At 70.8% G+C, this 24,533-nt stretch carries 14 protein-coding genes; 11 read left to right on the plus strand and 3 right to left on the minus strand.

The genetic code is table 11. From position 1 onward, the window contains the following. Window positions 1-43: 43 nt before the first annotated feature. The 5 genes from mrcB to AC1PMG_RS06105 all read left to right on the plus strand — a co-directional run bounded on the left by mrcB (window position 44) and on the right by AC1PMG_RS06105 (window position 6,890). Window positions 44-2,476: a penicillin-binding protein 1B gene (mrcB, locus tag AC1PMG_RS06085; protein ID WP_481111000.1), complete on the plus strand. Its 2,433-nt coding sequence runs from the start codon at window positions 44-46 to the stop codon at window positions 2,474-2,476. Window positions 2,477-2,499: 23 nt separating this feature from the next. After that, entirely contained in the window at window positions 2,500-3,021 is a 522-nt protein-coding gene (locus tag AC1PMG_RS06090) for a tetratricopeptide repeat protein (protein ID WP_267100132.1), read from the plus strand. Window positions 3,022-3,200: 179 nt separating this feature from the next. Beyond that, a complete protein-coding gene (yoaA, locus tag AC1PMG_RS06095; RefSeq protein ID WP_481111001.1) occupies window positions 3,201-5,207 on the plus strand; it encodes a DNA repair helicase YoaA in 2,007 nt (668 codons plus the stop codon). A gap of 61 nt (window positions 5,208-5,268) precedes the next feature. Continuing rightward, window positions 5,269-5,973 carry a tRNA (adenosine(37)-N6)-threonylcarbamoyltransferase complex dimerization subunit type 1 TsaB gene (gene tsaB, locus AC1PMG_RS06100; RefSeq protein ID WP_481111002.1) on the plus strand — a complete coding sequence of 235 codons (705 nt, stop codon included), beginning with the start codon at window positions 5,269-5,271 and terminating at the stop codon, window positions 5,971-5,973. Continuing rightward, a complete protein-coding gene (locus tag AC1PMG_RS06105; protein ID WP_481111003.1) occupies window positions 5,970-6,890 on the plus strand; it encodes an ADP-ribosylglycohydrolase family protein in 921 nt (306 codons plus the stop codon). Before tsaB ends, AC1PMG_RS06105 begins: the two co-directional genes overlap by 4 nt. A gap of 59 nt (window positions 6,891-6,949) precedes the next feature. On the opposite strand, the gene AC1PMG_RS06110 is transcribed toward AC1PMG_RS06105, so the two are convergent. From AC1PMG_RS06110 to gshB, 3 genes are all read right to left on the minus strand, one after another. Then, a complete protein-coding gene (locus tag AC1PMG_RS06110) occupies window positions 6,950-9,949 on the minus strand; it encodes a TonB-dependent receptor (RefSeq protein WP_481111004.1) in 3,000 nt (999 codons plus the stop codon). A 394-nt stretch (window positions 9,950-10,343) separates the two neighbouring features. After that, a complete protein-coding gene (locus AC1PMG_RS06115; RefSeq protein WP_481111005.1) occupies window positions 10,344-11,225 on the minus strand; it encodes an energy transducer TonB family protein in 882 nt (293 codons plus the stop codon). Next, window positions 11,222-12,172, minus strand: a complete 951-nt coding sequence (gene gshB, locus AC1PMG_RS06120) for a glutathione synthase (RefSeq protein WP_481111006.1) — start codon at window positions 12,170-12,172, stop codon at window positions 11,222-11,224. The genes AC1PMG_RS06115 and gshB overlap by 4 nt, the downstream gene beginning before the upstream one ends. A 242-nt stretch (window positions 12,173-12,414) precedes the next feature. Between gshB and pilG the strand changes: the two genes are divergently transcribed. From pilG to AC1PMG_RS06150, 6 genes are all read left to right on the plus strand, one after another. Then, entirely contained in the window at window positions 12,415-12,816 is a 402-nt protein-coding gene (pilG, locus tag AC1PMG_RS06125) for a twitching motility response regulator PilG (RefSeq protein ID WP_003472648.1), read from the plus strand. A 17-nt stretch (window positions 12,817-12,833) separates the two neighbouring features. Then, window positions 12,834-13,196 carry a response regulator gene (locus AC1PMG_RS06130; protein ID WP_026143267.1) on the plus strand — a complete coding sequence of 121 codons (363 nt, stop codon included), beginning with the start codon at window positions 12,834-12,836 and terminating at the stop codon, window positions 13,194-13,196. 1 nt (window position 13,197) lies between these two features. Next, the gene (locus AC1PMG_RS06135; RefSeq protein WP_017914762.1) at window positions 13,198-13,728 is read left to right on the plus strand and encodes a chemotaxis protein CheW; all 531 of its coding nucleotides are present in this window, start codon (window positions 13,198-13,200) and stop codon (window positions 13,726-13,728) included. Window positions 13,729-13,768: 40 nt separating this feature from the next. Further along, entirely contained in the window at window positions 13,769-15,805 is a 2,037-nt protein-coding gene (locus AC1PMG_RS06140) for a methyl-accepting chemotaxis protein (protein ID WP_150411104.1), read from the plus strand. 111 nt (window positions 15,806-15,916) lie between these two features. Continuing rightward, window positions 15,917-23,185: an Hpt domain-containing protein gene (locus AC1PMG_RS06145; RefSeq protein WP_481111007.1), complete on the plus strand. Its 7,269-nt coding sequence runs from the start codon at window positions 15,917-15,919 to the stop codon at window positions 23,183-23,185. Then, on the plus strand, window positions 23,172-24,509 hold the full coding sequence (locus AC1PMG_RS06150; protein ID WP_481111008.1) for a chemotaxis protein CheB: 1,338 nt from the start codon (window positions 23,172-23,174) through the stop codon (window positions 24,507-24,509). The genes AC1PMG_RS06145 and AC1PMG_RS06150 overlap by 14 nt, the downstream gene beginning before the upstream one ends. Window positions 24,510-24,533: the final 24 nt, after the last annotated feature.

The raw sequence follows: 24,533 nt of genomic DNA on the forward strand, positions 1-24,533 counted from the left end.
TGGGCTGCGCTAGACTCGGCGGAATTTACATTCTCGCATTCCCGTGCCCCGACGCTACGACGATCACGACACCGACGATCAGGACGACGCCCTGGACAGCCCCGCCACGGTATGGCGCCGCCGTCTGCTCACCTGGGGCCTGGCCGCCGCCGCACTCGGCCTGGGCTTCCTGATTCCGTACACGGTCTATCTGAACAAGCAGGTCACCCAGCGGTTCGGCGAACTGCGCTGGCAGATTCCCACCCGTGTGTACGCGCGGCCGCTGATGCTGGCGCCGGACACGGCGATGGACCCGCAGACGCTGAAGACCGAACTGGATGCGGCCAGCTACCGCGCCGACGCCGGCGCCGAGCGTCCCGGCAGCTACCAGCAGGACGGCAGCCGCTTCACCATCGCCAGCCGCGGCTACGTCGACGTCGACGGGCGGGTCGCGCCGCGCCGCATCGAGGTCGCGTTGGCCGGTGGCCGCGTGGTGGCGCTGCGCGATGCGCAGACCCGCAAGTCGCTCAAGGCCGCGCGCCTGGATCCGGCGCGCATCGCCACCCTGTACGGGCAGAAGCAGGAAGAGCGGCGCCTGGTGCGCGTGGACGAGGTGCCGGAACTGCTGGTCACCGGCCTGCAGGCGGTCGAGGACCGCGACTTCAATTCGCACCACGGCATCGACCTCAGCGGCATGGTCCGCGCGGCCTGGGTGATGGTGCGCTCCGGCGGCAAGAGCCGGCAGGGCGCCAGCACCCTGACCCAGCAGCTGGCGCGCAGCGGCCTGCTCGGCATCGGCAAGGAACAGACCGTCACCCGCAAGTTCAACGAGATCCTGTACGCGCTGATCATGGAGGCGCGCTACGACAAGCGCACCATCCTGGAGGCGTATCTCAACCAGGTGTACCTGGGCCAGCGCGGCAGCCAGGCGGTACATGGCGTGGCCTCGGGCGCGGAGTTCTGGTTCGGCCGCGAACTCGATGCGCTGGCGCCGGAGCAGGTGGCGCTGCTGATCGGCCTGGTCAAGGGGCCGTCCTACTACGACCCGCGGCGCTATCCCGAGCGCGCGCTGGACCGGCGCAACTTCGTGCTCGGCAAGCTGCGCGAGAGCGAGCTGATCGATGAGCCGACCTATCGCAAGGCGCTGGCCGCGCCGCTGGGCGTGCCGGCCAATCCCGGCCTGGTCGCCGCCAACCGCTTCCCGGCCTATGTCGACCTGGTGCGGCGCCAGCTGGCGCGCGATTACCCCGAAAGCGCGCTGCAGGGCGCCGGCCTGAGCGTGCTCACCGGCATGTCGCCGTCGGCGCAGGCCTATGCCGAGGGCGCGGTGACGCGCACCATCACCGCGCTGGAGACCAACAAGAAGCGCCCGCCGCTGCAGGCCGGTCTGGTGCTCACCGACACCCATAACGGCGAGGTGCTGGCGGTGGTCGGCAGCCGCGACGTGGCCCAGCCAGGTTTCAACCGCGCGATCGAGGCGCAGCGCCAGGTCGGGTCGCTGCTCAAGCCGTTCGTGTACCTGCTGGCGCTGGCGCAGCCGGACCGCTACTCGCTGGCCAGTTGGGTCGACGACACCCCGGTCACCGTGCAGCTGGGCCGCGGCCGCACCTGGAGCCCGGGCAATTCCGATGGCCGCAGCCACGGCACCGTGCGCGTGGTCGATGCGCTGGCGCACTCCTACAATCAGGCCACGGTGCGCATCGGCATGCAGGTCGGGCCGGAGCGCGTGGCGCAACTGGTGAAGGTGCTGGCCGGCATCGAGGCCGAGGTCAATCCCTCGCTGATCCTCGGCGCGACGGACCAAAGTCCGTACGCGATGGCGCAGCTGTACCAGTTCCTGGCCTCCGGTGGCGAAATCCAGCCGCTGCATGCGGTGCGCGGCGTGCTCGATCCGCAGGGCAAGCTGCTCAAGCGCTACGACAAGACCCCGGCGCCGGCGCAGGAGGGCGACTCCATCGCCGCCAACCTGGTCGGCATGGCGTTGCAGCAGGTGGTCAGCAACGGCACCGCGCGGCAGTTGCTCAGCGATGGCCTGGGCAAGCTGTCGCCGGCCGGTAAGACCGGTACCAGCAACGATGGCGTGGACAGCTGGTATGCGGGCTACACCGGCGACCACCTGGCGGTGATCTGGATCGGCAACGACCAGAACAAGCAGACCGGCCTGTATGGCGCCACGGGTGCGATGCGGGTCTGGTCGGGCATCTTCTCGCGGCTGCCGAGCGCGCCGCTGCAAGTGCAGGGCAAGGGCATCGACTGGCAGTGGATGGACCCGGTGGGGTACAACAGCACCGACCCGACCTGCCCCGGCGCGCGCCAGTTCCCGTTCGTGGTCGGCTTCGTGCCGGCGTATGCCGCGTGCACGCCGCCGCAGGCGCTGCCGGAAGAAGCCGCGCCCGCCGAGGGCGAACATCAGGGCGGCGGCTGGCGCAGCTGGTTCGGCCTGGACAAGAAGAAAGACCCGCCTGCCGACGCGGCCGCGCCGCCGCCGGCGCATTGATTCCCGGATCCCGGATACCGCTCATGACCCCACGTCTTCCCGCCATCGCCGCCCTCAGCCTGCTGCTCGCCTCCTGCGTCAGCGCACCGCCGCCGCCGCCGCCGGCCGCGCCGGTGGACACCACCACGCCAGCGCAGCGCATCGCCGCGATCGACGCCAGCGGCGGTGCCGACGACACCGAACTGAGCGTGCAGCCGCTGCGCGATCCGGAAGTCGAGGACCTGCGCGAGAGCGCCAAGCGCAAGCGCAGCGCCGGCGACCTGGCCGGTGCCGCCGCCGCGCTGGACCAGGCGCTGAAGCTGGTGCCGGAGGATCCGGCGCTGCTGCAGGACCGCGCCGAAGTTGCGCTGCTGCAGAAGGACGACGCGCAGGCCGAAGCCTTCGCCAAGCGCGCCATCGACCTCGGCTCGCAGACCGGCCCGCTGTGCCGCCGCCACTGGGCGACCATCGAACAGGCGCGCCTGGCCCGCGGGCAGAAGGAAAACGCCGCCTCGGCGCATGCGCAGATCGCGGGGTGCACGGTGCCGGGGATCAAGAGGTACTGAGGGCTGGGATTCGGGAGTTGGGATTGGGGATTGGCAAAAGCGCATTCCGCGCGTTGCAGGCTGAGGTCGCTGGTTGGCGTGTCCTGCGCCTGCTTGGCCGAACGCACTGACCCGCGACGCGCACGCCTTGTGCTTTTACCAATCCCCAATCCCGACTCCCCAATCCCGGCACCACCCCCATGTCGTTAGCCCACGCCAGCACCGAAGCGCTCAGCGAAGGCGGTGCGCTTGCGCGTCAGCTAGACGCCTTCGTGCCGCGGCCGGCGCAGTTGCGGTTGACCGCGGCGATCGCCGAGGCGTTCGAGCAGCGCGACGTGCTGCTCGCCGAGGCCGGGACCGGCACCGGCAAGACCTATGCGTACCTGGTGCCGGCGTTGCTGTCGGGGCTGAAGACCATCGTGTCCACCGGGACGCGCGCGCTGCAGGACCAGCTCTACCACCGCGATCTGCCGCGGGTGCGGGCGGCGCTGGGCGTGGGTCTCAGCAGCGCGCTGTTGAAGGGGCGCGCCAACTACCTGTGCAAGTACCGCCTGCAGCAGGCGCGCGGCGAGCCGCGCTTCACCGCGCGCGAGCAGGTCGCGCAGTTCCAGCGCATCGTCGCCTGGAGCGGGCGCACCCGCTTCGGCGACATCGCCGAGCTGGACGCGCTGGCCGACGATTCGCCGCTGCTGCCGCTGGTCACCTCCACCGTCGACAACTGCCTGGGCACCGAGTGCCCGTTCTGGGGTGAGTGCTTCGTGGTGCAGGCGCGGCAGCGCGCGCAGGCGGCCGATCTGGTGGTGGTCAACCATCACCTGCTGCTGGCCGACCTGGCGCTGAAGCAGGAGGGCTTCGGCGAAATCCTGCCTGGCGCGCAGGCCTTCGTGATCGACGAGGCGCACCAGTTGCCGGAGCTGGCGGCGAATTTCTTCGGCGAAGGTTTCGGCATGCGCCCGCTGCAGGAACTGGCGCGCGACTGCGTGGCCGAGAGCCGCCAGGTCGCCGGCGCGTTGGCCAGCCTGCAGGCGCCGGCGCAGGCGCTGGAACAGACCCTGCGCGAATTGCGCGCGGCGATGGAGGGATTGCCGGCGCGCGGCACGCAATGGCGGCTGTTGGCCAAGCCGCAGGTGCGCGACGGTTTCGACGCGCTGCTGGCTGATCTGGCGCGGCTGCAGGAGCCGCTGGCGGTGCTGCGCGAGGCCTCGCCCGGCTTCGATGCCTGCGCGGCGCGCGCGCGCGAGCTGCGCACGCGGCTGGGCCGCTGGCTCGGCGAGGATGCGCCGATCCCGGATTTCGAGGCCGAGCCGGAACCGGACGTGCCGTCCAACGACGTGCTGTGGTACGAACTGACGCCGCGCGGCTTCCGCTGCCAGCGCACCCCGCTGGACGTGTCCGGGCCGCTGCGCGCGCACCGCGAGGCCTCGCGCGCGGCCTGGGTGTTCACCTCGGCGACGCTGGCGGTGAAGGGCGAGTTCGAGCACATCGCCACCCGCCTGGGCCTGAGCGACCCGATGACCTTGCTGCAGCCCAGCCCGTTCGACTGGGCGCGGCAGGCGCTGTGCTACCTGCCGGCGCTGCCCGATCCCGCCGCGCGCGGCTTCGGCACCGCATTGATCGCCGCGCTGCAGCCGGTGCTGGAGGCCTCGCAGGGACGCGCCTTCCTGCTGTTCGCCTCGCACCGCGCGCTGCGCGAGGCGGCCGAGGCGCTGCGCGACGGTCCCTGGCCGCTGTTCGTGCAGGGCGAGGCGCCGCGCGCAACCTTGCTGCAACGCTTCCGCGCCTCCGGCAATGGCGTGCTGCTCGGCTCGGCCAGTTTCCGCGAGGGCGTGGACGTGGTCGGCGATGCGCTGAGCGTGGTGGTGATCGACAAGCTGCCGTTCGCCGCGCCCGACGATCCGGTGTTCGAAGCGCGCCTGGAGGCGATCCGCCGCGACGGCGGCAACCCTTTCCGCGACGAGCAGTTGCCGCAGGCGGTGATCGCGCTGAAGCAGGGTGTGGGCCGGCTGATCCGCAGCGAGCGCGACCGCGGCGTGCTGGTGCTGTGCGACCCACGCCTGCTGAGCAAGTCCTACGGCCGCACCTTCCTGGACTCGCTGCCGCCGTTCGCCCGCACCCGCGACGTGGAGGACGTACGCCAGTTCTTCGCCGCCGAGGCCCCGCCGCCGGGCGATAATCCCGACACGGGCACGTCGCCGCCATCCGACTAGCCGACGCGCCGCTCTTGCTTCTGCGAATCCCAACTCCCGAATCCCCAATCCCGGCTCCCCAATGAACCTCCTCGCCTTCGAAACCTCCACCGAAGCCTGCTCCGTCGCCGTGCTGGTCGGCGACCGAGTGCTGGAGCGCTTCGACCTGGCGCCGCGGCGGCATGCCGAACTGGCGCTGCCGTGGGCCGAGCAACTGTTGGCCGAGGCCGGCATCGGCCGCCGCCAGCTCGATGCGGTGGCCTTCAGCCGCGGCCCCGGCGCGTTCACCGGCGTGCGCCTGGCGATCGCGGTCGCGCAGGGCATCGCCCTGGCCCTGGACCTGCCGGTGCTGCCGGTGTCCACGCTGCAGGTGCTGGCGCTGCGCGCGCCGGCCGACGCGCCGCGGGTGCTGGCGGCGATCGATGCGCGCATGGGCGAGGTCTACACCGCGGCCTACGCGCGGCAGGCCGACGGCGGCCTGCAGGCGCTGACCGCCGAGCAGGTGCTGAGTCCGGAGGCCTTCGTATTGCCGGAGCCGGACGCGGCCTGGGCTGCGGTCGGCACCGGGCTGGCGGCGGTCGATGGCACCTTGCAGCGCCGCTTCGGTGCCCACTGGCGCAGCGCCGATGCGCAGGCGCTGCCGCATGCCGCCGACGTGCTTACCCTGGCCGCGGCCGCATACGCGCGCGGCGAAGGCATCGCGCCGGAACGCGCCGAACCGGCCTACCTGCGCGACAACGTCGCCCTGACCCTGGCCGAGCAACAGGCGCAGCGGGCCGCGCGATGAGCGCCGCGGTGACGCCCGGCGACCGCTTCCGCGGTTGCCTGCTGGGACTGGCGGCGGGCGACGCGCTGGGGACCACCCTGGAATTCAAGGCGCCCGGCAGTTTCTCGCCGATCGACGACATGGTCGGCGGCGGCCCGTTCGAGCTGCAGCCGGGGCAGTGGACCGACGACACCTCGATGGCGCTGTGCCTGGCCCACAGCCTGCTGTATCGGCAGGGCTTCGACGCCGCCGACCAGATGAACCGCTACTGCAACTGGTACCGGCACGGTTACCTGAGCAGCACTGGCACGTGCTTCGACATCGGCAACACGGTGCGCGCGGCGCTGGAGCGCTACCTGCAGGGCGGGCCGGCGTTCAGCGGCAGCGACGATCCGCGCGCGGCCGGCAACGGCGCGCTGATGCGACTGGCGCCGGTGGCGATGTTCTATGCGCAGCGCCCCGAGGAACTGGCCGAGCGCGCCGCCGACAGTTCCCGCACCACGCATGCCGCGGCCGAGGTGCTGGATGCCAGCCGGCTGTTCGCCTTCCAGTTGCGTGCCGCCTTGCTGGGCGAGGACCGTGCGCAGGTGCTGCAGCCGACGGGCACGCCGCCGATGCAGACCCCGGCGCTGCGCGCGCTGGCCACCCGCGACCACGCCGCGGTGCCGGCAGCGCAGATCCGCGGCACCGGCTACGTGGTCGATGCGCTGTCTGCGGCGCTGTGGTGTTTCGCGACCACCGACAATTTCGCCGATGCGGTGCTGCGCGCTGCCAATCTGGGTGACGACGCCGACACCACGGCCGCGATCTGCGGGCAGTTGGCCGGTGCTTTCTATGGCGTCGAAGGCATTCCCGCGGCATGGCGCGCGCGGGTCCAGGATGCGACGGAGATTATGGCACTCGCCGATCGGCTGTACGCCGCCAGCGGCGCCGGCTGAAGGCTGCCGCGGACGCCGGCCTTGCGTGGCCGGCGTCCTTGGGGGTGCCGTGCAGCGGATCAGTAGTCGTAGCTGACGCTCAACCGCAGCGAACGCGGCGCCTGGCGCAGCAGGGCCGCGCCGTACACCGGGTCCGCGTTACCCGGGTCCGACTCCGAGTACGGGTACTTCCACAGCGTGGCCTGGCCGTTGAAGACGTTGAACACGTCCAGGGTGAAGGCCAGTTTGCGGTCGGCGTAGGCCGGCCGCCACGACACGCCGAGATCCAGTTGCTGCAGCCACGGCAGGCGGCCCTGGCTGCCCGGAGGCGCCGGCTGGCCCTGGTAGTAGTGATAGGCGATGCCGTAGCCTGAGGGGTCGCTGTGGTCGGGGCCGTAGGAGCCCAGCGCACTGAACGGCGAACCGGAGATCAACTTGAGGTTGGCCGACACCAGCCATGCGGGGTTGAGCTGGTAGTAGCCATAGAACTTGAACTGATGGGTGTGGTCGTTGCTCTGCGGGCCGTTGGTGTGCTCCATCAACTGCGCGAAGTCCCAGGCCTGGGTGGTGGACACCGCGGTCTGGCCGATGCCCGACAGCAACTGGCCCTCGGTGGTGCCGTAGCTGCGCGACCAGGTGTAGTCGAGGCGGCCGTACCAGCGCTGGTCGAACGGATGCTCCAGCGACAGGTTGAGTCCGTAGTAGTTGCGCTTGAACGCCGGGAAGCCGAACTGCGCGTTGCTCAGCGGCACCTTGACGTAGTTGCCCGAGGTGTCGACCAGGGTGAAGGTGTTGGCCCGGCCCGGGTTGATCAGCCAGCAGCTGACCGGGTTGCTGGCCAGGGTCACCGTGTGCCCTTGCGCCGCGGCGGCGGCGAACACGGTATCGCTGTCGCAGTAGTCGTCCACGCCGCTGCGCAGGACGCGGTAGGTGCCCTTGGCGCCGTAGACCCAGCTGTCGCCCCAGGCCTTGGTGAAGCCGAGGATGAATTCGTCCTGGAACGAGGGCTTGATGCCCTGGGTGGCGACGGTCTTGGGATCGGGCAGGATGCCGTAGTTGTTGTTGGACGAGACCGCACCGGAGATCTGGGTAAGGCCGGTCGGGTAGCCGTTGGCGTCGATGCCGCCGTAGGTGTAGTAGGTCGAGGTGGCCAGGGTGGCGCCGGCGGCGTTGAATGCCGGGTTCAGCGGCAGCGCCAGGTAGTAGCGGCCGGCGTTGCCGTACACCTTGAAGCGCGCATCGCCGTCGACGTCCCAGCTGAAGCCCAGCCGTGGCGCCCATTGCCCGCTGGTCTGCTTGATGTACGGCGCGCCGTCGCGGTTGTAGTTGGTGAACTGGTCCAGGCGCAGGCCGAGGTTGAGCAACAGCCGGTCGTTGACCTGCCAGTTGTCCTCCACGTACTGCGCGCGCTGCGCCGAGCGCACCGAGGCCAGGGCGCTGTAGATGTACTTGCGCACGTAGTAGCCGCCCTGGCCGTTGGGGTAGCCGCCGGTGGCCGGGACGCCGAGGCCGGTGTTGATCGGCACGTTGGGGTTGGCCTGGCCGTAGATCCAGTAGTAGCCGTCGCCCGAGGCCACCGAACCGCGGTTGAGCGCGCGCGCGTTCTGGTTGTCGATGCCGATGGTGATGCTGTGCGCGCCGATGGCGTAGTTGAGGTCCAGGCGCAGGTTGTCGGTGCGGTTGCCGCGCGCCGGATCGACCAGCAGCGAGGTGGTCTGTGCGTTGGTGATCGGGGTGCCGCCGGTGTAGGCCGGATTCTGGAACGAGGTGCCGCTGAGGTAGGTCAGCGCGCTGTTGTAGCTGGGATTGCCGGTGTAGTCGTCGGTGCGCTGCTGGCCGTACTGGGCGCTGAAGGTCAGGCGGTCGGTGAGATAGCCGGTGTACTTGGCGGTCCACAGGTCGCCGCCGGTCTTGGTGGTGTTGGCGTCGCCGCGCAGGCTGCCGATGTCGTAACCGCTGTAGTCGTAGTACTTGCCGCGGGTGATGTAGCGGCTGGAGGCGCCGGTGATCTCCAGCAGTTGGCTGTCGCTGATGTTCCAGTCGAGCTTGGCGTACCAGCTCGGCCGGCGGTACTGGTAGTCGTAGTAGTAGGTTCCCGGGGTGGTCTCGCGCGCGCCGTAGAAGCGATCGCCGTCCTGGCGCTGCAGTTCGTAGGCGCCGAAGAAGAACAGCCGATCCTGGATCAGCGGGCCGCCTGCGTAGATACTCTGGGTGCTGAGCGTGGAACCGCTCTTGCTGTCCGGCCGGTACAGCGCGCCATTGCCGGGCGCGTACACGTCCTTCTGCGCGGAGCGCAGGCCGTCCGGTTCCCAGGTCGCCTGGCCGCCGAAATGCCACTCGTTGCTGCCGCGCTTGCCGACCGCATTGATCACGCCGCCGTCGGAACGCCCGTACTTGGCGCTGTAGCCGCCGGTGTAGACCTCCAACTGGTCGATGCTGCCGTAGGGCAGGGTCAGTCCGCCCAGTCCGCGCAGCGGGTCGGTGGTGTTGAAGCCATTGATGTAGTACGCGTTCTCCGCGGCCGAAGAGCCGCCGAAGCTGAGCAACTGCGCGCCAGTCGGGCCTATGTAGGTGCCGCTGCCACTGTTGCCGGCCACGCCCGGCGCCAGTTGCGCGATGGCCTCCGCCGAGCGGCCCAGCGGCAGCCGCTGCAGCTGTTCGGCATTGATCACGGTGCGCGAGTCCACGCTGCTCACGTCGATCGCGGCGGCGGCGCGGTCGGCGCTGACCTGGACGCCGGCCAGGCTGGTGGTGGCGGGGCTGAAGGAAACGTCGGTGACGGCACCGACGGTCAGGCCGACGCCGTCGCGGCTGCCCAGCACGCTGCCGTCGGCACCTTTGGCGATGATGGTGTAGGTGCCCAGCGGCAACTGGCCGATGCTGTAGCGGCCACGCGCGTCCACGGCGACCTCGCGGCTGAGGCCGCTGTCGCTGCGCACCAGGATGCGCTGGGTATCGGCGGGCGCCTGACCGGCGACGGCGCCGGTGGTGGACTGGGCCTGGGCCGGCGGGAGGGCGAGGGCGGCACTCAGTGCCAGGGCGAGCAGGGCGGGCCTGCGGAGGGAGCGGTGGTTGTGCATGTGGGGGCGCGGCTCGGGTGGTGGTGGGGCGGGGGCACGCCGCGCCGACTCGAATCCGCCCGTCCTGGATGATGCGGTGTGCGCGGTAACGTTCCCCTGCTCCATTAACCTTAATGGGCCGCCATCACAGAAATGCCGCGTCGTTATGTCTGCGGCACCAATGGTTATGTCGGCCGTTCGACGTTGCGGGCGGTCGTACCCTCACCCCAATCCCTCTCCCGATGGGAGAGGGGCAGCGCTCTCCCTTCTCCCACCGGGAGAAGGTGCCCCGAAGGGGCGGATGAGGGTACGGGGCGAAGCCTCGAACTGTTTGCTACCGCCAGGCGCTGCGTGGCAACCGCACCCTCACCCCAACCCCTCTCCCGGGGGGAGAGGGGGGCGATCTGCGTGCGGCTCAGCGGTCGTCGACCAGGCTGCCGCCGGGCAGGAACACCCAGGTGCGGGTGACCTGCAGGATGTCGACGTTGTCGTCGGTGCGCGGCAGTGGCGGGAACGGCTGCGCGAGTTGCACGATCCGCAGTGCGGCGGCGTCGAGCATCGGCACGCCGCTGGAGCGCAGGATGCGGCTGCTCTCCAGGCTGCCGTCGCGGCGCACGCCGACGCTGATCACCACCTGGCCACCGAGCCGGCGCCGCCGCGCTTCGTCGGGATAGTTGAGGTTGCCGACGCGCTCGGCACGGTCGACCCACGCGCGCAGATAGTTGGCGTACGCGTATTCGCGGGTGCTGGCGGAGACGAACTTGCGGTTGGGGCGCTTGGCGTACTGCTCCGAGCGCAGGTGCACCTCGGCGGCCAGCCGCGCCATCTCGGCATCGCGCTGTTCGCGCTGCGCGTCCACCGGCCGTTGCGGGTCGTCGGTGCGCGGCTGGGTCTGCGCCGCCGGCAGCGGCTGCTCGCCGCGTGCGCTGCTGACCACGCGCGGGGTCGGTTCCGGTGCGGCGGCCGCGGTCTGCGCACGCAACGCCTGCGGCGCCAGCCCGTCCTGGCGCTGTGGCACCACGCCCGGCTGGCTGTCGCGTGGGCGCTGGGGTTTGTCGTGGTCGCCGCCGCCCTGCTGGTTGGCCTGGGCCAGGAAGTCGGCCTGTTTCGGTGTCAGCGGCGTGCTGGTCTGGCTGAAGATCACGTCCAGCGTCGGCACCAGCGGTGCATCGTCGTCGATCGCAAAGCCCACGCCCAGGATCAGCAACCCGTGCACGATCAGCGACAGCACCAGGGTGGCGCTGAGCCGTTCGCGCTCGCCGATGCGCGGCGCGGGCGTCGCGGCGGCCGCGCTCATCGCGCCGGATAGGCCTCGATGGCGTCGAACAGCAGCCCGGCGATGTTGAGCCCGAACTGCGCGTCCAGCTCGCGCACGCAGGTGGGGCTGGTCACGTTGACCTCGGTGAGGTAGTCGCCGATCACGTCCAGGCCGACGAAGCGCATGCCGCGCCGCTTCATCTCCGGGCCAACCTGGGCGGCGATCCAGCGGTCGCGCTCGCTCAGCGGGCGGCCTTCGCCGCGGCCGCCGGCGGCCAGGTTGCCGCGGAACTCGTCGCCCTGCGGGATCCGTGCCAGGCAGTAGTCCACGGCCACGCCATCGACCAGCAGGATGCGCTTGTCGCCGGCGCTGATGTCCGGGATGAAGCGCTGCGCCAGGGCCAGCTTGCGCCCGCCGTCGGTCAGCGTCTCCAGGATCACGTTGAGGTTGGGGTCGCCGGTGCCGCTGCGGAAGATCGATCGCCCGCCCATGCCGTCCAGCGGCTTCAGCACCGCCTGGCCGTGCTCCAGCACGAAGGCCTTGAGCGTGGCGGCGTCGCGGCTGACCAGCGTCGGCGGACAGCACTGCGGGAACAGCAGGGCGGCCAGCTTCTCGTTGAAGTCGCGCAGGCCCTGCGGGTCGTTGACCACCTGCGCGCCGGCGCGCTGGGCCACGCTGAGCACGTGGGTGTCGTACAGGAACTCCGCATCGAACGGCGGGTCCTTGCGCATCAGCACGACCTGGCCGGGGCCGAAGGTCAGGTCGGCGAACGCATCCAGCTCGAACCAGCTGGCCTTGTCGTCGCGTACCCGCAGCGGCGCAGCCTGGGCGGTCGCGCGGCCGTCGCGCAGGGTCAATCCGCCGGGACGCACGTAGTGCAGCCGGTGCCCGCGGCGCTGCGCTTCCAGCAGCATCGCGAAGGTCGTGTCTTTGGCGATCTTGATGCTGGCGATGGGGTCCATCACCACGATGACATCGAACGGCATGGGTGCACCTGAGAGACTGAGCGGAAGATGGTAGCGGGTCGGCGGGGGCGCCGCGCACCGGGTGTCGGACACGGCCGCACGGTGTCGCACGTTATCCGCCAAACTGTGACATAGTTTGTGCTGTTACGTGGTTCAACGCAGACCGGCAGCGGCGGCCTTGACAGTCGCAGCGGGTCTTGGGATACATGGCGTTTCGCAGCGAAGCCGGATCCGATGAAGCGTCGCGCGCTTGGGGGCAAGTGATGAGTGAAAACACGACTGCGGGTGGGGAACTCGCAGGCTTGCGGGTCATGGTGATCGACGATTCGAAAACGATCCGTCGTACTGCCGAAACGTTGCTGAAGCGCGAAGGGTGCGAAGTGGTGACGGCGACCGACGGCTTCGAGGCGCTGGCCAAGATCGCCGACCAGCAGCCGCAGATCATCTTCGTGGACATCATGATGCCGCGGCTGGACGGCTATCAGACCTGCGCGCTGATCAAGGGCAACCAGCTGTTCAAGGCCACGCCGGTGATCATGCTGTCCTCCAAGGACGGCCTGTTCGACAAGGCGCGCGGGCGCATCGTCGGGTCCGAGCAGTACCTCACCAAACCCTTTACACGCGAAGAGCTGCTGGGCGCGATCCGTACATACGTCAACGCCTGACCAGGGGGAAAGGCAGCATGGCCCGTATCTTGTTGATCGAGGACTCACCGACCGACCGGGCGGTGTTCACGCAATGGCTGGAAAAAGCCGGGCACCAGGTCCTGTCCACCGACAACGCGGAGGACGGGATCAAGCTGGTGCGCGAACAGGCGCCGAACCTGGTGCTGATGGACGTGGTGCTGCCGGGCATGAGCGGCTTCCAGGCCACCCGCGCGCTGTCGCGCGACGAGGCCACCCGCCACATCCCGGTGCTGATCATCAGCACCAAGAGCATGGAGACCGACAAGGTCTGGGGCATGCGCCAGGGTGCCACCGACTACATCGTCAAGCCGCCGCGGGAAGACGAGCTGATCGCCCGCATCAACCAACTGGTGGGCTGACATGCGCTCGCCCTTCGACATCCTCGAGGCCTACGAGCGGCGCAGCCTGGCGCATGCCGTGCAGATGCCCGAACGCGCCTTCGACGACGACGTGTGGCGCGGGGTCGGCTACCGCGTCGGCAAGCGCCACCTGGTCTCGGATTTCCGCGAAGTGGTGGAGATCGTGCGCATGCCGCCGGTCACCCCGGTGCCGGGCGCGCAGCCGTGGCTGCTGGGCGTGGGCAACCTGCGCGGCAACCTGTTCCCGGTGGTCGACCTGAAGCAGTTCCTGGAAGGCGAGCGCACCGCGCTGCAGGAAGGCCAGCGCGTGCTGATCATGCGCCAGAGCGGCGGCGACGTGGCCCTGACCATCGACGAGCTGTTCGGCCAGCGCAGTTTCACCGAGACGCAGGCGGTGGAGCCGGGCGATCTGGCCCAGGGCCGCTACGCGCACTTCATCGACCGCGCCTTCCGCGGCGACGCCCAGGACTGGGGCGTGTTCTCGCTGTCGCTGCTGTCGCGCACTCCCGAATTCCGGCAAGCCGCCGCCTGAGCGCGCGCGCTGCCTCCGCATCGAAGACCGAGGTCGCATCATGAGTACTGCTCCGGACGCCCGCAAGGCCAGCAAGCTCGGCAGCGTGGGCACGAGTTTCTGGCTGGGCCTGCTGGCGTTGTCGCTGGTCGTGTTCGGCGCCAACACCGGCGTGGCCACCTGGCAGGGCAACCGCCTGGCCGGCGCCAGCACCGGCGCGGCCGACCTGCAGGTGCTGTCGCAACAGCTGGCCAACCAGGCCCGCGACGCGGTGTCCGGCAACGCCGAGACCTTCAAGCAGTTCAAGCAGACCAAGGCGAAGGTGGAGAGCACCGTCGCCGAGCTCAACGCCCGCTACGCCAACGAAGCCGGCGTATCCGGGCCGCTGCAGACCCTCAACGGCACCTGGGCGCCGCTGGCCAAGAACGCGCAGCAGGTGGTGGACAGCGAACCGGCGGTGCTGGCGCTGGCCGGCAACGCCGACCGCTTCGTCGGCGGCGTGCCGCAGCTGCAGGCGCAGTTGAACGAGGTGGTGCGCGCGATGACGGTCGGCGGCGCGCCCGCCGCGCAGATCTACAACACCCTGCAGCAGGTGGTGGTGGCCGGCACCATGGCCCGCCGCGTCACCGAAATGCGCGCCGGCGGCCGCGGTGCGGCCAGCGCCGGCGACGCGCTGGCGCGCGATGCGGTGGTATTCGGGCAGATGCTCGAGGGCCTGCGCAACGGCAACGAGGAGCTGGGCATCGCCCCGGTGCGCAACGCCGCCGCATTGGCCGCGCTGGAGCAGTCGCAGGCGCAGTGGGCGGAAATGAAGAAGGACCTGGACGCGCTGCAGGCCAGCTCGCGCAGCCTGTTCGCCGCACAGTCCGCCGCCGCGGCGCTGACCGCCGGCTCGGGCAAGATGCTCGAGGACAGCAAGAAGCTGTTCGACGCCTTCTCCGCGTTCGGCTCCACCCGCGACACCCGCCTGTTCCCGAACTTCTGGCTGGGCGTGATCTCCGGCCTGCTGGCGCTGCTGTCGATCGTCGGCTTCGTCTGGACCACGGTGCGCAGCCGCAGCCGCGAGCAGGAAATCCGCCTGCAGACCCAGGTCGAATACAACAGCCGCAACCAGCAGGCGATCATGCGCCTGCTCGACGAAATCAGCTCGCTCGGCGAAGGCGACCTGACGGTCAAGGCCTCGGTCACCGAGGACATGACCGGCGCCATCGCCGACGCGATCAACTACGCCGTCGACGAGCTGCGCCACCTGGTGACCACCATCAACGACACCTCGGCCAAGGTCGCCGTGTCCACCGAGGAAACCCAGGCCACCGCGCGGCAACTGGCCGAGGCGGCGGGGCACCAGGCCGAGCAGATCGGCTCGGCCTCCGTGCGCATCAACGAAATCGCCGCCAGCATCGAGCAGGTGTCGCGCAACTCCACCGAATCGGCGGAAGTGGCGCAGCGCTCGGTGGTGATCGCGGCCGAGGGCGCCGGCGTGGTCCGCGAGACCATCCAGGGCATGGACCAGATCCGCGACCAGATCCAGGAGACTTCCAAGCGCATCAAGCGCCTGGGCGAGTCGACCCAGGAAATCGGCTCGATCGTGGAACTGATCAACGACATTTCCGAGCAGACCAACATCCTGGCGCTCAACGCCGCGGTGCAGGCCGCCTCGGCCGGCGAGGCCGGCCGCGGTTTCGCGCTGGTCGCCGACGAAGTACAGCGCCTGGCCGAACGCACCTCCGGCGCCACCCGCCGTATCGAAGGCCTGGTGCAGACCATTCAGGCCGATACCAACGAAGCGGTCAGCTCGATGGAGCAGACCACCTCCGAAGTGGTGTCCGGCGCGCGCCTGGCCGAGGACGCGGGCACCGCGCTGACCGAGATCGAGCGCGTGTCCAACGCGCTCAACACCCTCATCAAGAACATCTCCATCGCCGCGCACCAGCAGTCGGCGGCGGCGATCGACATCACCCAGACGATGGACGTGATCCGGCAGATCACCGGACAGACCTCGCAAGGCGCGGGACAGACCGCCGAATCGATCGGCCGCCTGGCGCAACTGGCGGCGGACCTGCGGCGCTCGGTCGCCGACTTCAAGCTGCCGGCGTAAGCGGGCCGGAACCGGGTGGAAGGAAGCGCGCATGACGTACCGTGAACAACTCCCGCATCCCGTCGCCGCGCCCGCGCGGCACGGCGCGTGCCCGGCCGTGGAGACGCGGCGATGAGCGCGCTGCGCGATGCGATGAGCCATGCCGCGCTGGGCTGGGTCAAGCCGGAACTGGACGAGACCCTGCGTCAAGTCCGCGGCGAGATCGAGGCCTTCGTCGAGGAACCGGCCGACACCGGCCGCATGCGTTTCTGCGCCGGCTACCTGCACCAGGTGCAGGGCACCTTGCGCATGGTCGAGCTGTACGCGCCGGCGATGGTCGCCGAGGAACTGGAACTGCTGGCGATCGCGGTGCAGAACGGCCAGGCGGCCGACCGCGACGAGGCCTGCGCCACGCTGATGCGCGGTACCGTGCTGCTGCCGGATTACCTGGAGCGCCTGCAGGACGGCCACCGCGACATTCCGATCGTATTGCTGCCCTTGCTCAACGAGATCCGCGCCGCGCGCGGCGAAGCCGGCCTCAGCGAGGGCGCGCTGTTCGCGCTGGCGCCTGACGCTGCCGCCGCCACCGAGGCCGAGCTGGATCATGCGCGCGGCAGTCTCGCCGGGCGCAACCGCGAGCTGCTCGACACCGTCGGCACCGCGATCAAGGAAGAACTGCTGCGGGTCAAGGACGCGCTGGACCTGCATCTGCGGACCGGCGGCGACGTCGCCGCGCTGCAGACCCAGGTCGACGAGCTGGGCAGCGTCGCCGATACCCTGGGCGTGATGGGCCTGGGCGTGGCGCGCAGCGTGGTGGTGCAGCAGCGCGACGCGCTGCGCAGCATCGTCGACGGCGCCCGCGCGGCTGACGAAGGCCTGTTGCTGGATATCGCCGGTGCGCTGCTGTACGTGGACGCCTCGCTCGACGACCAGGTCGCCTATCTCGGCGCCGGCGGCGACGTGCACGACGACGCCAGCGCCGCCGAGGCGCGGCGCACGGTGGAAGTGCTGGCGCACGAGGCCATCGCCAATTTCGGCAGCGCCCGCGAGCATTTCGTCGCCTTCATCGAGACCAACTGGGACCATGCGCGCCTGGACGAGGTGCCGCGCCTGCTCGGCGAGGTCGCCGGTGCCCTGCGCATGCTGGAACTGCCGCAGCCGGCCGACTACCTGGAAGGCGTGCGCCGCTACGTCGCCACCGAGCTGATCGGCAAGCGCCGCGTGCCCAGCGGCCGCCAGCTCGACACCCTGGCCGACGCGATGGCCAGCCTCGAGTACTACCTGGAAGCGCTGCGCGAGCGCCGCCCCGGGCGCGAGGAGATTCTCGACATCACCCGCAGCAGCCTGGAAGCGCTGCGCTACTGGCCGTTGCCCGACACCGCGCCGGCCGCGCCGGGCGTATTGCCGAGCGGACGCGAGGCGACCGAATCGGTTGCGCCGCTGCCGCCGGTGGCCGCTGATCGCATCGACGCGTCGGCGCCCCCGTCCATCGCCGCGCCGGTCGTACCGGCCTGGGATCTGGCGTCGGCCGAGAATACGCTTGAGACGACGCCGCGCACGCAGGACGCTGCGCCGTCCGCACCGCAGGCGCCGCAGTGGAGCCTGGCGACGGACGAATCCGACACCGCGGCCGAACACGCCTCCGCGCCCGCCGGCGAAGGCGCTGCGCGCGACGAGCAGGAGCCCACGGCACCGTCGCAGGCACTCAGCTTCGATCCGGTCGCGGCCGAACAGGACAACTGGACCGGCACCACCGAACCGCTGCACATCAGCCTCGATTCCCTGGAGCTGGAGCAGGATGCACTGCGGTCGCAGACGCCATCCACGCTCGCCCAGGAAGACGAGGCCGCAGCCGCTTCCGCGGCGTCCGCCTCCGATGTCGCCGGTTTCGATCCGGTGGCCGCCGAGTATCCGGAGCAGGCGCAGACCGATGTGCCGGCCGCGTTCGCTGGCCTGGACGAACACGACGATCCCAACCTGATCATCGTCGACACGCCGACTGTTGCAGAAGACGCCGACCCTTCCGCGCCGCCGCTGGTCATCGAACTGGAGGACGCGCCGTCGTTCGCCGACGCGCCTGGCGCGTCCGCCGACGAGGTGCATACGCTCGACTGGCACGCTGCTCCGGTCGCGCAGGACGAGCAGGCCGCGTCCGCGCTGGACGACGCTGGCGCTCACATCGCCCACGGCGAACGCCTCGACGCGGCAGGGGACGTCGAGCCAGCAGACGCCGGTGCCGACGCCGAAGACGCCGCGCACGCGATCCCGACGGAGGCCGCGGAGGCCACCGACGCCGCACGCGAGACCGATTCGCACGCGCCCATGGATGGCCCGGCGCAGACCGATGCCGGCCTTACCGCCATCGACGAAGCCGCGCACACCGATGCCGTGGCCGATGCGCCATCGGCGCCGGAGCATGCCGCGCTGGAATCCGAGGAGCATGCAACGCCCGAGCCGGTACAGGAACACGCTGCACCGGTGTCGGACGCCGAAGCCGCGTTCCTGGCCGACCTGGAGGCTGCTGCCGCGCAGTTCGACGTGACCTCGGCCGCCCACAGCGGCGAGCCTGCGGCCGCAGCATCCGCCAGCGCGGAGGCGAGTGCTGCGCCTGCCGCCGCTCCGCCTGCCGCCGAGACCGGCTTCATCGACGGCGATGGCGAGATCGACGAAGAGATCCGCGCGGTGTTCCTCGAGGAATTCGACGAGGAACTGGTCAATCTCGGCACGCTGCTGCCAGCCTGGCGCGCTGCGCCCGGCCACCTGGAAAGCCTGCGACCGATCCGCCGCGTGTTCCACACCCTGAAGGGCAGCGGCCGCCTGGTCGGCGCGCGCGTGCTCGGCGAGTTCAGCTGGAAGATCGAGAGCATGCTCAACCGCGTGCTCGATGGCTCGCGCCCCGCCAGCCCGGCGGTGGTGGCGATGGTCGAGCAGGCCTACGCGGTGCTGCCGCAACTCAATGCCGCGCTGCGCGGCGACGGTGCGGTGCAGGCCGACCTGGACGCGATCCAGGCGGTGGCCGAACGTATCGCCGCCGGCGAGGAGGCGTTCTATTTCGCCACCCCGCAGGCGACCGTCGCGCCGCGCGCGGGCACACCGGCGTCGGTGGACAGCGTGCTGCGCGAGATCCTCGAAGCCGAGGTCGCCACCCATCTGGAGACCGTGCACGCCTGGCTGCAGGACGCCCCGCAGCCGGCGACCGAAGCGCTGCTGCGCGCAGTGCACACCATGAGCGGCGCGTTCGCGATGACCGACGTGCCGGAGATCACCGCGGTCACCGGGCCGGCCGAGAGCTACGTCAAGCGCGCGTTGGCCGCCGGCAGCGTGCCGAGCGCCGAGGGCGTGCGTGCGCTCGAGGACGCGGCGCGCGCCATTGCCGCCACCATCGCGGAACTGCAGGCACCGTCGCCGGTGATTCCGCCGTTCACCGACCTGGCGCAGCGCCTGCGCGCGCTGGTGGAGACGCTGCCGGAAGTGCAGTGGCCGCCCATCGCGCACGACGAGGACGACGAAGACCTGTCCGCGTCGGCACCGGCCGAGGCTGGCCTGGATACGCAGGCCGTGCAGGCGGTGGAACTCACCGCCGCCGACGACCTGTCGGCATTCCTGGGCGATGCCGCGCACCTGCATGAGACGTTGCCGGCGGATGACGTTGCCGGGCAGCCCGACGCGGTCGATGCCGACCAGCATCGCATCGATGTCCACGCGGACGCCGCATCCGCGCCGTCCTCGGACGGAGCGGCGTCGTCCACGCCGGCAGACAGCGACGCCACCACCGACGCGGATGCGGCCACGCTGGCGTCGGCGAGCGAGGACGAGCCGCTTGCTGTTGAGCCGGCGGCCGCCCAGGACCATGCGCAGCGCCATGACGCAGCAGCGGAAGACGAGGCGGCGGCACCGCATGACGAACACGACGCCGACGAACAGGCGGCCCTGGCGCAGGACGGCCAGCTCGACGAGCTGACGGTCGAGGCGCCGCTGAGCGCCGAGCAGGTGTCGGACCCGGCTCCGGAAGCGTTGGACCAGGCGGCGCAGGACGCGACGGTCGATGCGGTCATCGCCGATGCTGCGACCGATCCGCCGATGGACGCGCAGGAACTGCAGGCGCCGCAGGCGCCGGAGCATGCTGGCGAGTCGCACGGTTCCGAGGCTCACGCAATCGAAGCGCAGGACGGGGCAGCCCAGGATGCGTCCGTGCATGCGCCGGAGTCGCAGGTGCCGGATCATTCCGCGGCCGATCGCGACGCCGACCGCGACGTCGACGCGACCGAAGCGCAGGCAACGGATCATTCGGCAGCGGACCACGCTGTCGAAGCCCATGCGACCGACGCGCAGATGAGCGACAGCCGGGACGCGTCCGTACACGGGCAGGATGCGCGGGCATCGGATCAGGATGCCGCGCACGGCGACGCCGATGCGTCGACCGACGACACCGCTGAAGCGCACGAGCAGCAGTTCAACGAGGACGCCCCTGCGATCGGCCTGCGTCAGCACCCGTTGGCGCCGTCGAGCGGCTGGCGCCACGACGGCGTGGCCTCGGCCAACGACGATACCGAGGCCGCCGCCGAGCACGGCGAGGTTGCGCTGGATGCCGCTTCGCCTCTGCACGAGGGGACGGGCGAGGGCGGTGCGAATTCCCTCGCCACCGACACCGTGGGCGAGCACGCCGACACCGACGCGGACGCAGAACCCGTCGAGCCGACCAGCGATGCAGGCGAGAACGTGCTGCAGGATGTCGCCGCCGAAGCGGACGATGCCGCACACGCGCCGCCGTCCGACGCCGATGAGACGACGGACGCGCATCATGCGGCGCCCGACGCAGCGCCCGACGCAGCGCCTGACGCGCCGCAGGGCGACGCCGCTCAGGACGACACGACCGCGGCGACCGAGACGGACGCGACGGCATCGGCCGACGAAGCGCACGAAGAAACCGATCAGCACGCGCCGGCGGCAGCCGCACCCGCGCAGACCGACGTTGACGCCGCGCATCCCACGGCCGATGCCGCGCGCACCGATCTATCGGCCGTCGATCTGGGGCCGCTGGACTTCGCCGACCTCGATCGCGAGCTGGTCGATATCTTCGTCGACGAAGGCAAGGACCTGCTCGACCACTGCGATCGCCTGATCGCCGAGCTGCGCGCCGCGCCGCAGGACCGCGACGTGCTCGGCGGCCTGCAGCGCGACCTGCATACGCTCAAGGGCGGCGCGCGCATGGCCGGCATCAACGCCATCGGCGACCTCGGCCATGGCATCGAGTCCTTGCTGGAGGCGGTCGCCGCCCATCGCACCGAGCTCGACCGCCAGGACGTGCAGTTGCTGGAGCGCGGCTTCGATCGCCTGCACCAGTTGTTGACCCTGACCGGCAACCACCGTGCGGTGGCGATGCCGCAGGACCTGATCGGCGCGTTCGACGCGCGCACGCACGGGCAACGGTTCGCCGCCGCAGGCGATGCCGCGACCGCCGCTACGGCGCCGGTCGCGGTGGCAGACGACGCGCTGGCTGCCGCGGCGCTGGCCGCCGTGGCGGCGCCGCTGTCGGCACCGCTGCCGGTGGAGGGCACGCCCGACGAAGAGTCGACGATCGCGCGGCCGATGCAGGAACAGGTGCGCGTGCGTGCCGACCTGCTCGATCGCCTGGTCAACCACGCCGGCGAAGTGGCGATCTACCGTTCGCGGCTGGAGCAGCAGTTGGGCGCGTTCCGCGGCGCGATGGCCGAACTGGACCGCACCAACGCGCGTCTGCGCGACCAGCTGCGGCGCCTGGATCTGGAAACCGAGGCGCAGATCGTCGCCCGCTACCAGCGCGAACAGGACCAGGCCGAGCAGAGCTTCGACCCGCTGGAACTGGACCGCTTCTCCACGCTGCAACAGCTCAGCCGCGCGCTCAACGAGTCCGCGGCCGACCTCGGCGGCCTGCAGGGCGTGCTTGACGACCTGGCGCGGCAGTACGACGGCCTGCTGCAGCAGCAGTCGCGCGTCAGTTCGGAGTTGCAGGACGGGCTGATGCGCGCGCGCATGGTGCCGTTCGACGGCCTGGTGCCGCGGCTGCGGCGCGTGGTGCGCCAGGCCGCCAGCGAGACCGGCAAGCAGGTGCACCTGAGCCTGGAAGGCACCCACGGCGAACTCGACCGCAACGTGCTCGACCGCATGGTCGCGCCGCTGGAACACATGCTGCGCAACTCGGTCGCGCATGGCCTGGAGTCGCCGGAGCAACGGCGTGCCGCGGGTAAGGCGGAGGAGGGCAACATCGCCATCCGCCTGCGCCGCGAAGGCTCGGAAATCGTGCTGGAAGTGGCCGACGATGGCGCCGGGCTCGACCGCGAGGCGATCCGCCGCCGCGCCGAGCAGCGCGGCCTGATCGCCGCCGACGCGACGCTGTCCGACGACGAACTGGATGCGCTGATCTTCGCGCCCGGGTTCAGTACCTACGACCAGGTCAGCCAGCTGGCCGGCCGTGGCGTGGGCATGGACGTGGTGCGCAACGAAGTGCGCCAGCTCGGCGGCTCGGTGGACATCCACTCCGTGCGCGGCCAGGGCGTCACCTTCACCCTGCGCCTGCCGCAGACCCTGGCGGTGACTCAGGCGGTGTTCGTGCAGATCGGCGAGACCACCTTCGCGGTGCCGGTGGCATCGGTCAGCGGCATCGGCCGCATCGGCCGCGAGCGCTTCGAGGCCGGCACCGGCGGCTACCGCTACAGCGGCGAGGAATACGCGCTGCACGACCTCGGCTCGCTGGTCGGGCAGGCGCCGGCACGGGCCGAAGGTCAGGCGCAGGTGCCGCTGCTGCTGGTGCGCGCGGGCGATCTGCGCGCGGCAGTGGCGATCGACCAGGTGCTCGGCAACCGCGAAATCGTGGTCAAGCCGGTCGGCCTGCAGATCGCCTCGGTGCCCGGCATCTACGGCGCCACCATCACCGGCGACGGCCGCGTGGTGGTGATCCTCGACATCGCTCCGCTGGTGCGTCGCTTCCTGGCGCAGCCGTTGCGGCCGGTGGTGGAGGCCGCGCCGACCGAACAGCGCCGCGTGCCGCTGGTGATGGTGGTCGACGACTCGCTGACCATGCGCAAGGTCACCGGCCGCGTGCTGGAACGGCACAACTTCGACGTGGTGTCCGCGCGCGATGGCGTCGAGGCGCTGGAGCGCCTGGAAGAGCGCGTGCCCGACCTGATGCTGCTGGACATCGAGATGCCGCGCATGGACGGCTACGAACTGGCGACGGCGATGCGCGCCGATCCGCGTTATGCCGCCGTGCCGATCGTGATGATCACCTCGCGCAGCGGCGAGAAGCACCGCCAGCGCGCCTTCGAACTGGGCGTGCAGCGCTACCTCGGCAAGCCTTACCAAGAGTTGGATCTGATGCGCAACGTCTACGACCTGCTGGGGATCGCCCGTGTTCGCGAATGACGGCGACGCCACCTCCACGCCGGTCGCGTTGCTGGCACGTCCCGGCAAGGCGCGCGAGCGCCTGCGCGAAGCGCTGCACCTGGTCGGCGCGGCGATCGTGCTGGAAGACGACCCGGGCGCGATCGACGCGCAGACCCTGGCCGATGCTGCCCCCAGCGCGGTGCTGATCGCGCTGGAACCGGCGATCGAGGACGCACTGGAGCGGCTGGATGCGGCGCTGGCGCTGCCCGGCGTCACTGTGATCTTCGACGAGGCCGAGCTGGCCGCGCGCCGCGAGGGTTGGGAAGCGCAGCGCTGGGCGCGGCATCTGGCGGCCAAGCTGCAAGGCCATCAGGACGTGCTGCCGCCCGGCCGCGAGACCGAGACCGGTCTGCAGCCGGAGCCGGGCCTGCCGGCGACACCGGCGCAGTTGCACGAGGACGCGCCGATCGGCCTGCATGTCGACGAAGCCGCCGGCTTCGCCGCGGCCGTGCCGGAAGACGGCGTCTATACTTGGCAGCCGCCTGCCGACGTCGCGCCGGGTTTCGAGGAACTGCAGTTCGCGCGTGCCGAGGCTGCTGCCAGCGAAGCGCCTGCGGCGCCGGCCGCACCGCAGGCCGATGCCACACCGGCTGCGCCCACAGCCGCACCCGCGGCGCTGCCGGCCAGTGCCTGGTCGCTGGTCGACGACGACGCGCCCTTGCTTGCCGCTGCGCCACGCGCGTCGCAACACGTCCCGCAGTTCTCCACCGAAGGCCTGTCGCTGGTCGCGCTGGAGTCGGAAGAGCCCGCGTCCACGAGCGGTGCCGGTGCAGGCACCGCCGCGCGCGGTGCGGTGCTGGTGATGGCCGGCATTGGTGGCCCCGATGCGATCCGCCGCCTGCTTGCCGCACTACCTGACAGCTTCCCGCTGCCGCTGCTGGTGCAGTTGCGCCTGGACGGCGGCCGCTACGGCAACCTGGTCAAGCAGATCGCGCGCGTGTCCGCGCTGCCGGTGCTGCTGGCCGAGGCCGGCGAGCCGGTCGCCCCCGGCAACGTCTACATCCTGCCCGACGACGTCGGCGTGCATGGCACGGCCGGCCTGCGCTTCGTTGCCCAGGACGCCGGCGCCTCCGTGGTCGCCGGCCTGCCGGCCGCGCACAGCGCGGTGCTGCTGCTCAGCGGCAGCGACCCGCAACAGGTGGAGGCCGTGCTGGCGCTGGCCGCGCAAGGCGCCTGGGTGGCCGGGCAATCCGGCGACGGCTGCTACGACCCCGCCGCCGGCGCGCACCTGATCCTGCAGGGCCATCCCGGCGGCGATCCGGCGCAACTGGCCCAGGCCTTGACCGCGCGGTGGAGCGGCTGAGCGAGGCGACCCACGCCATTTCCC

Source organism: Xanthomonas sp. NCPPB 2250 (genome assembly GCF_056725265.1).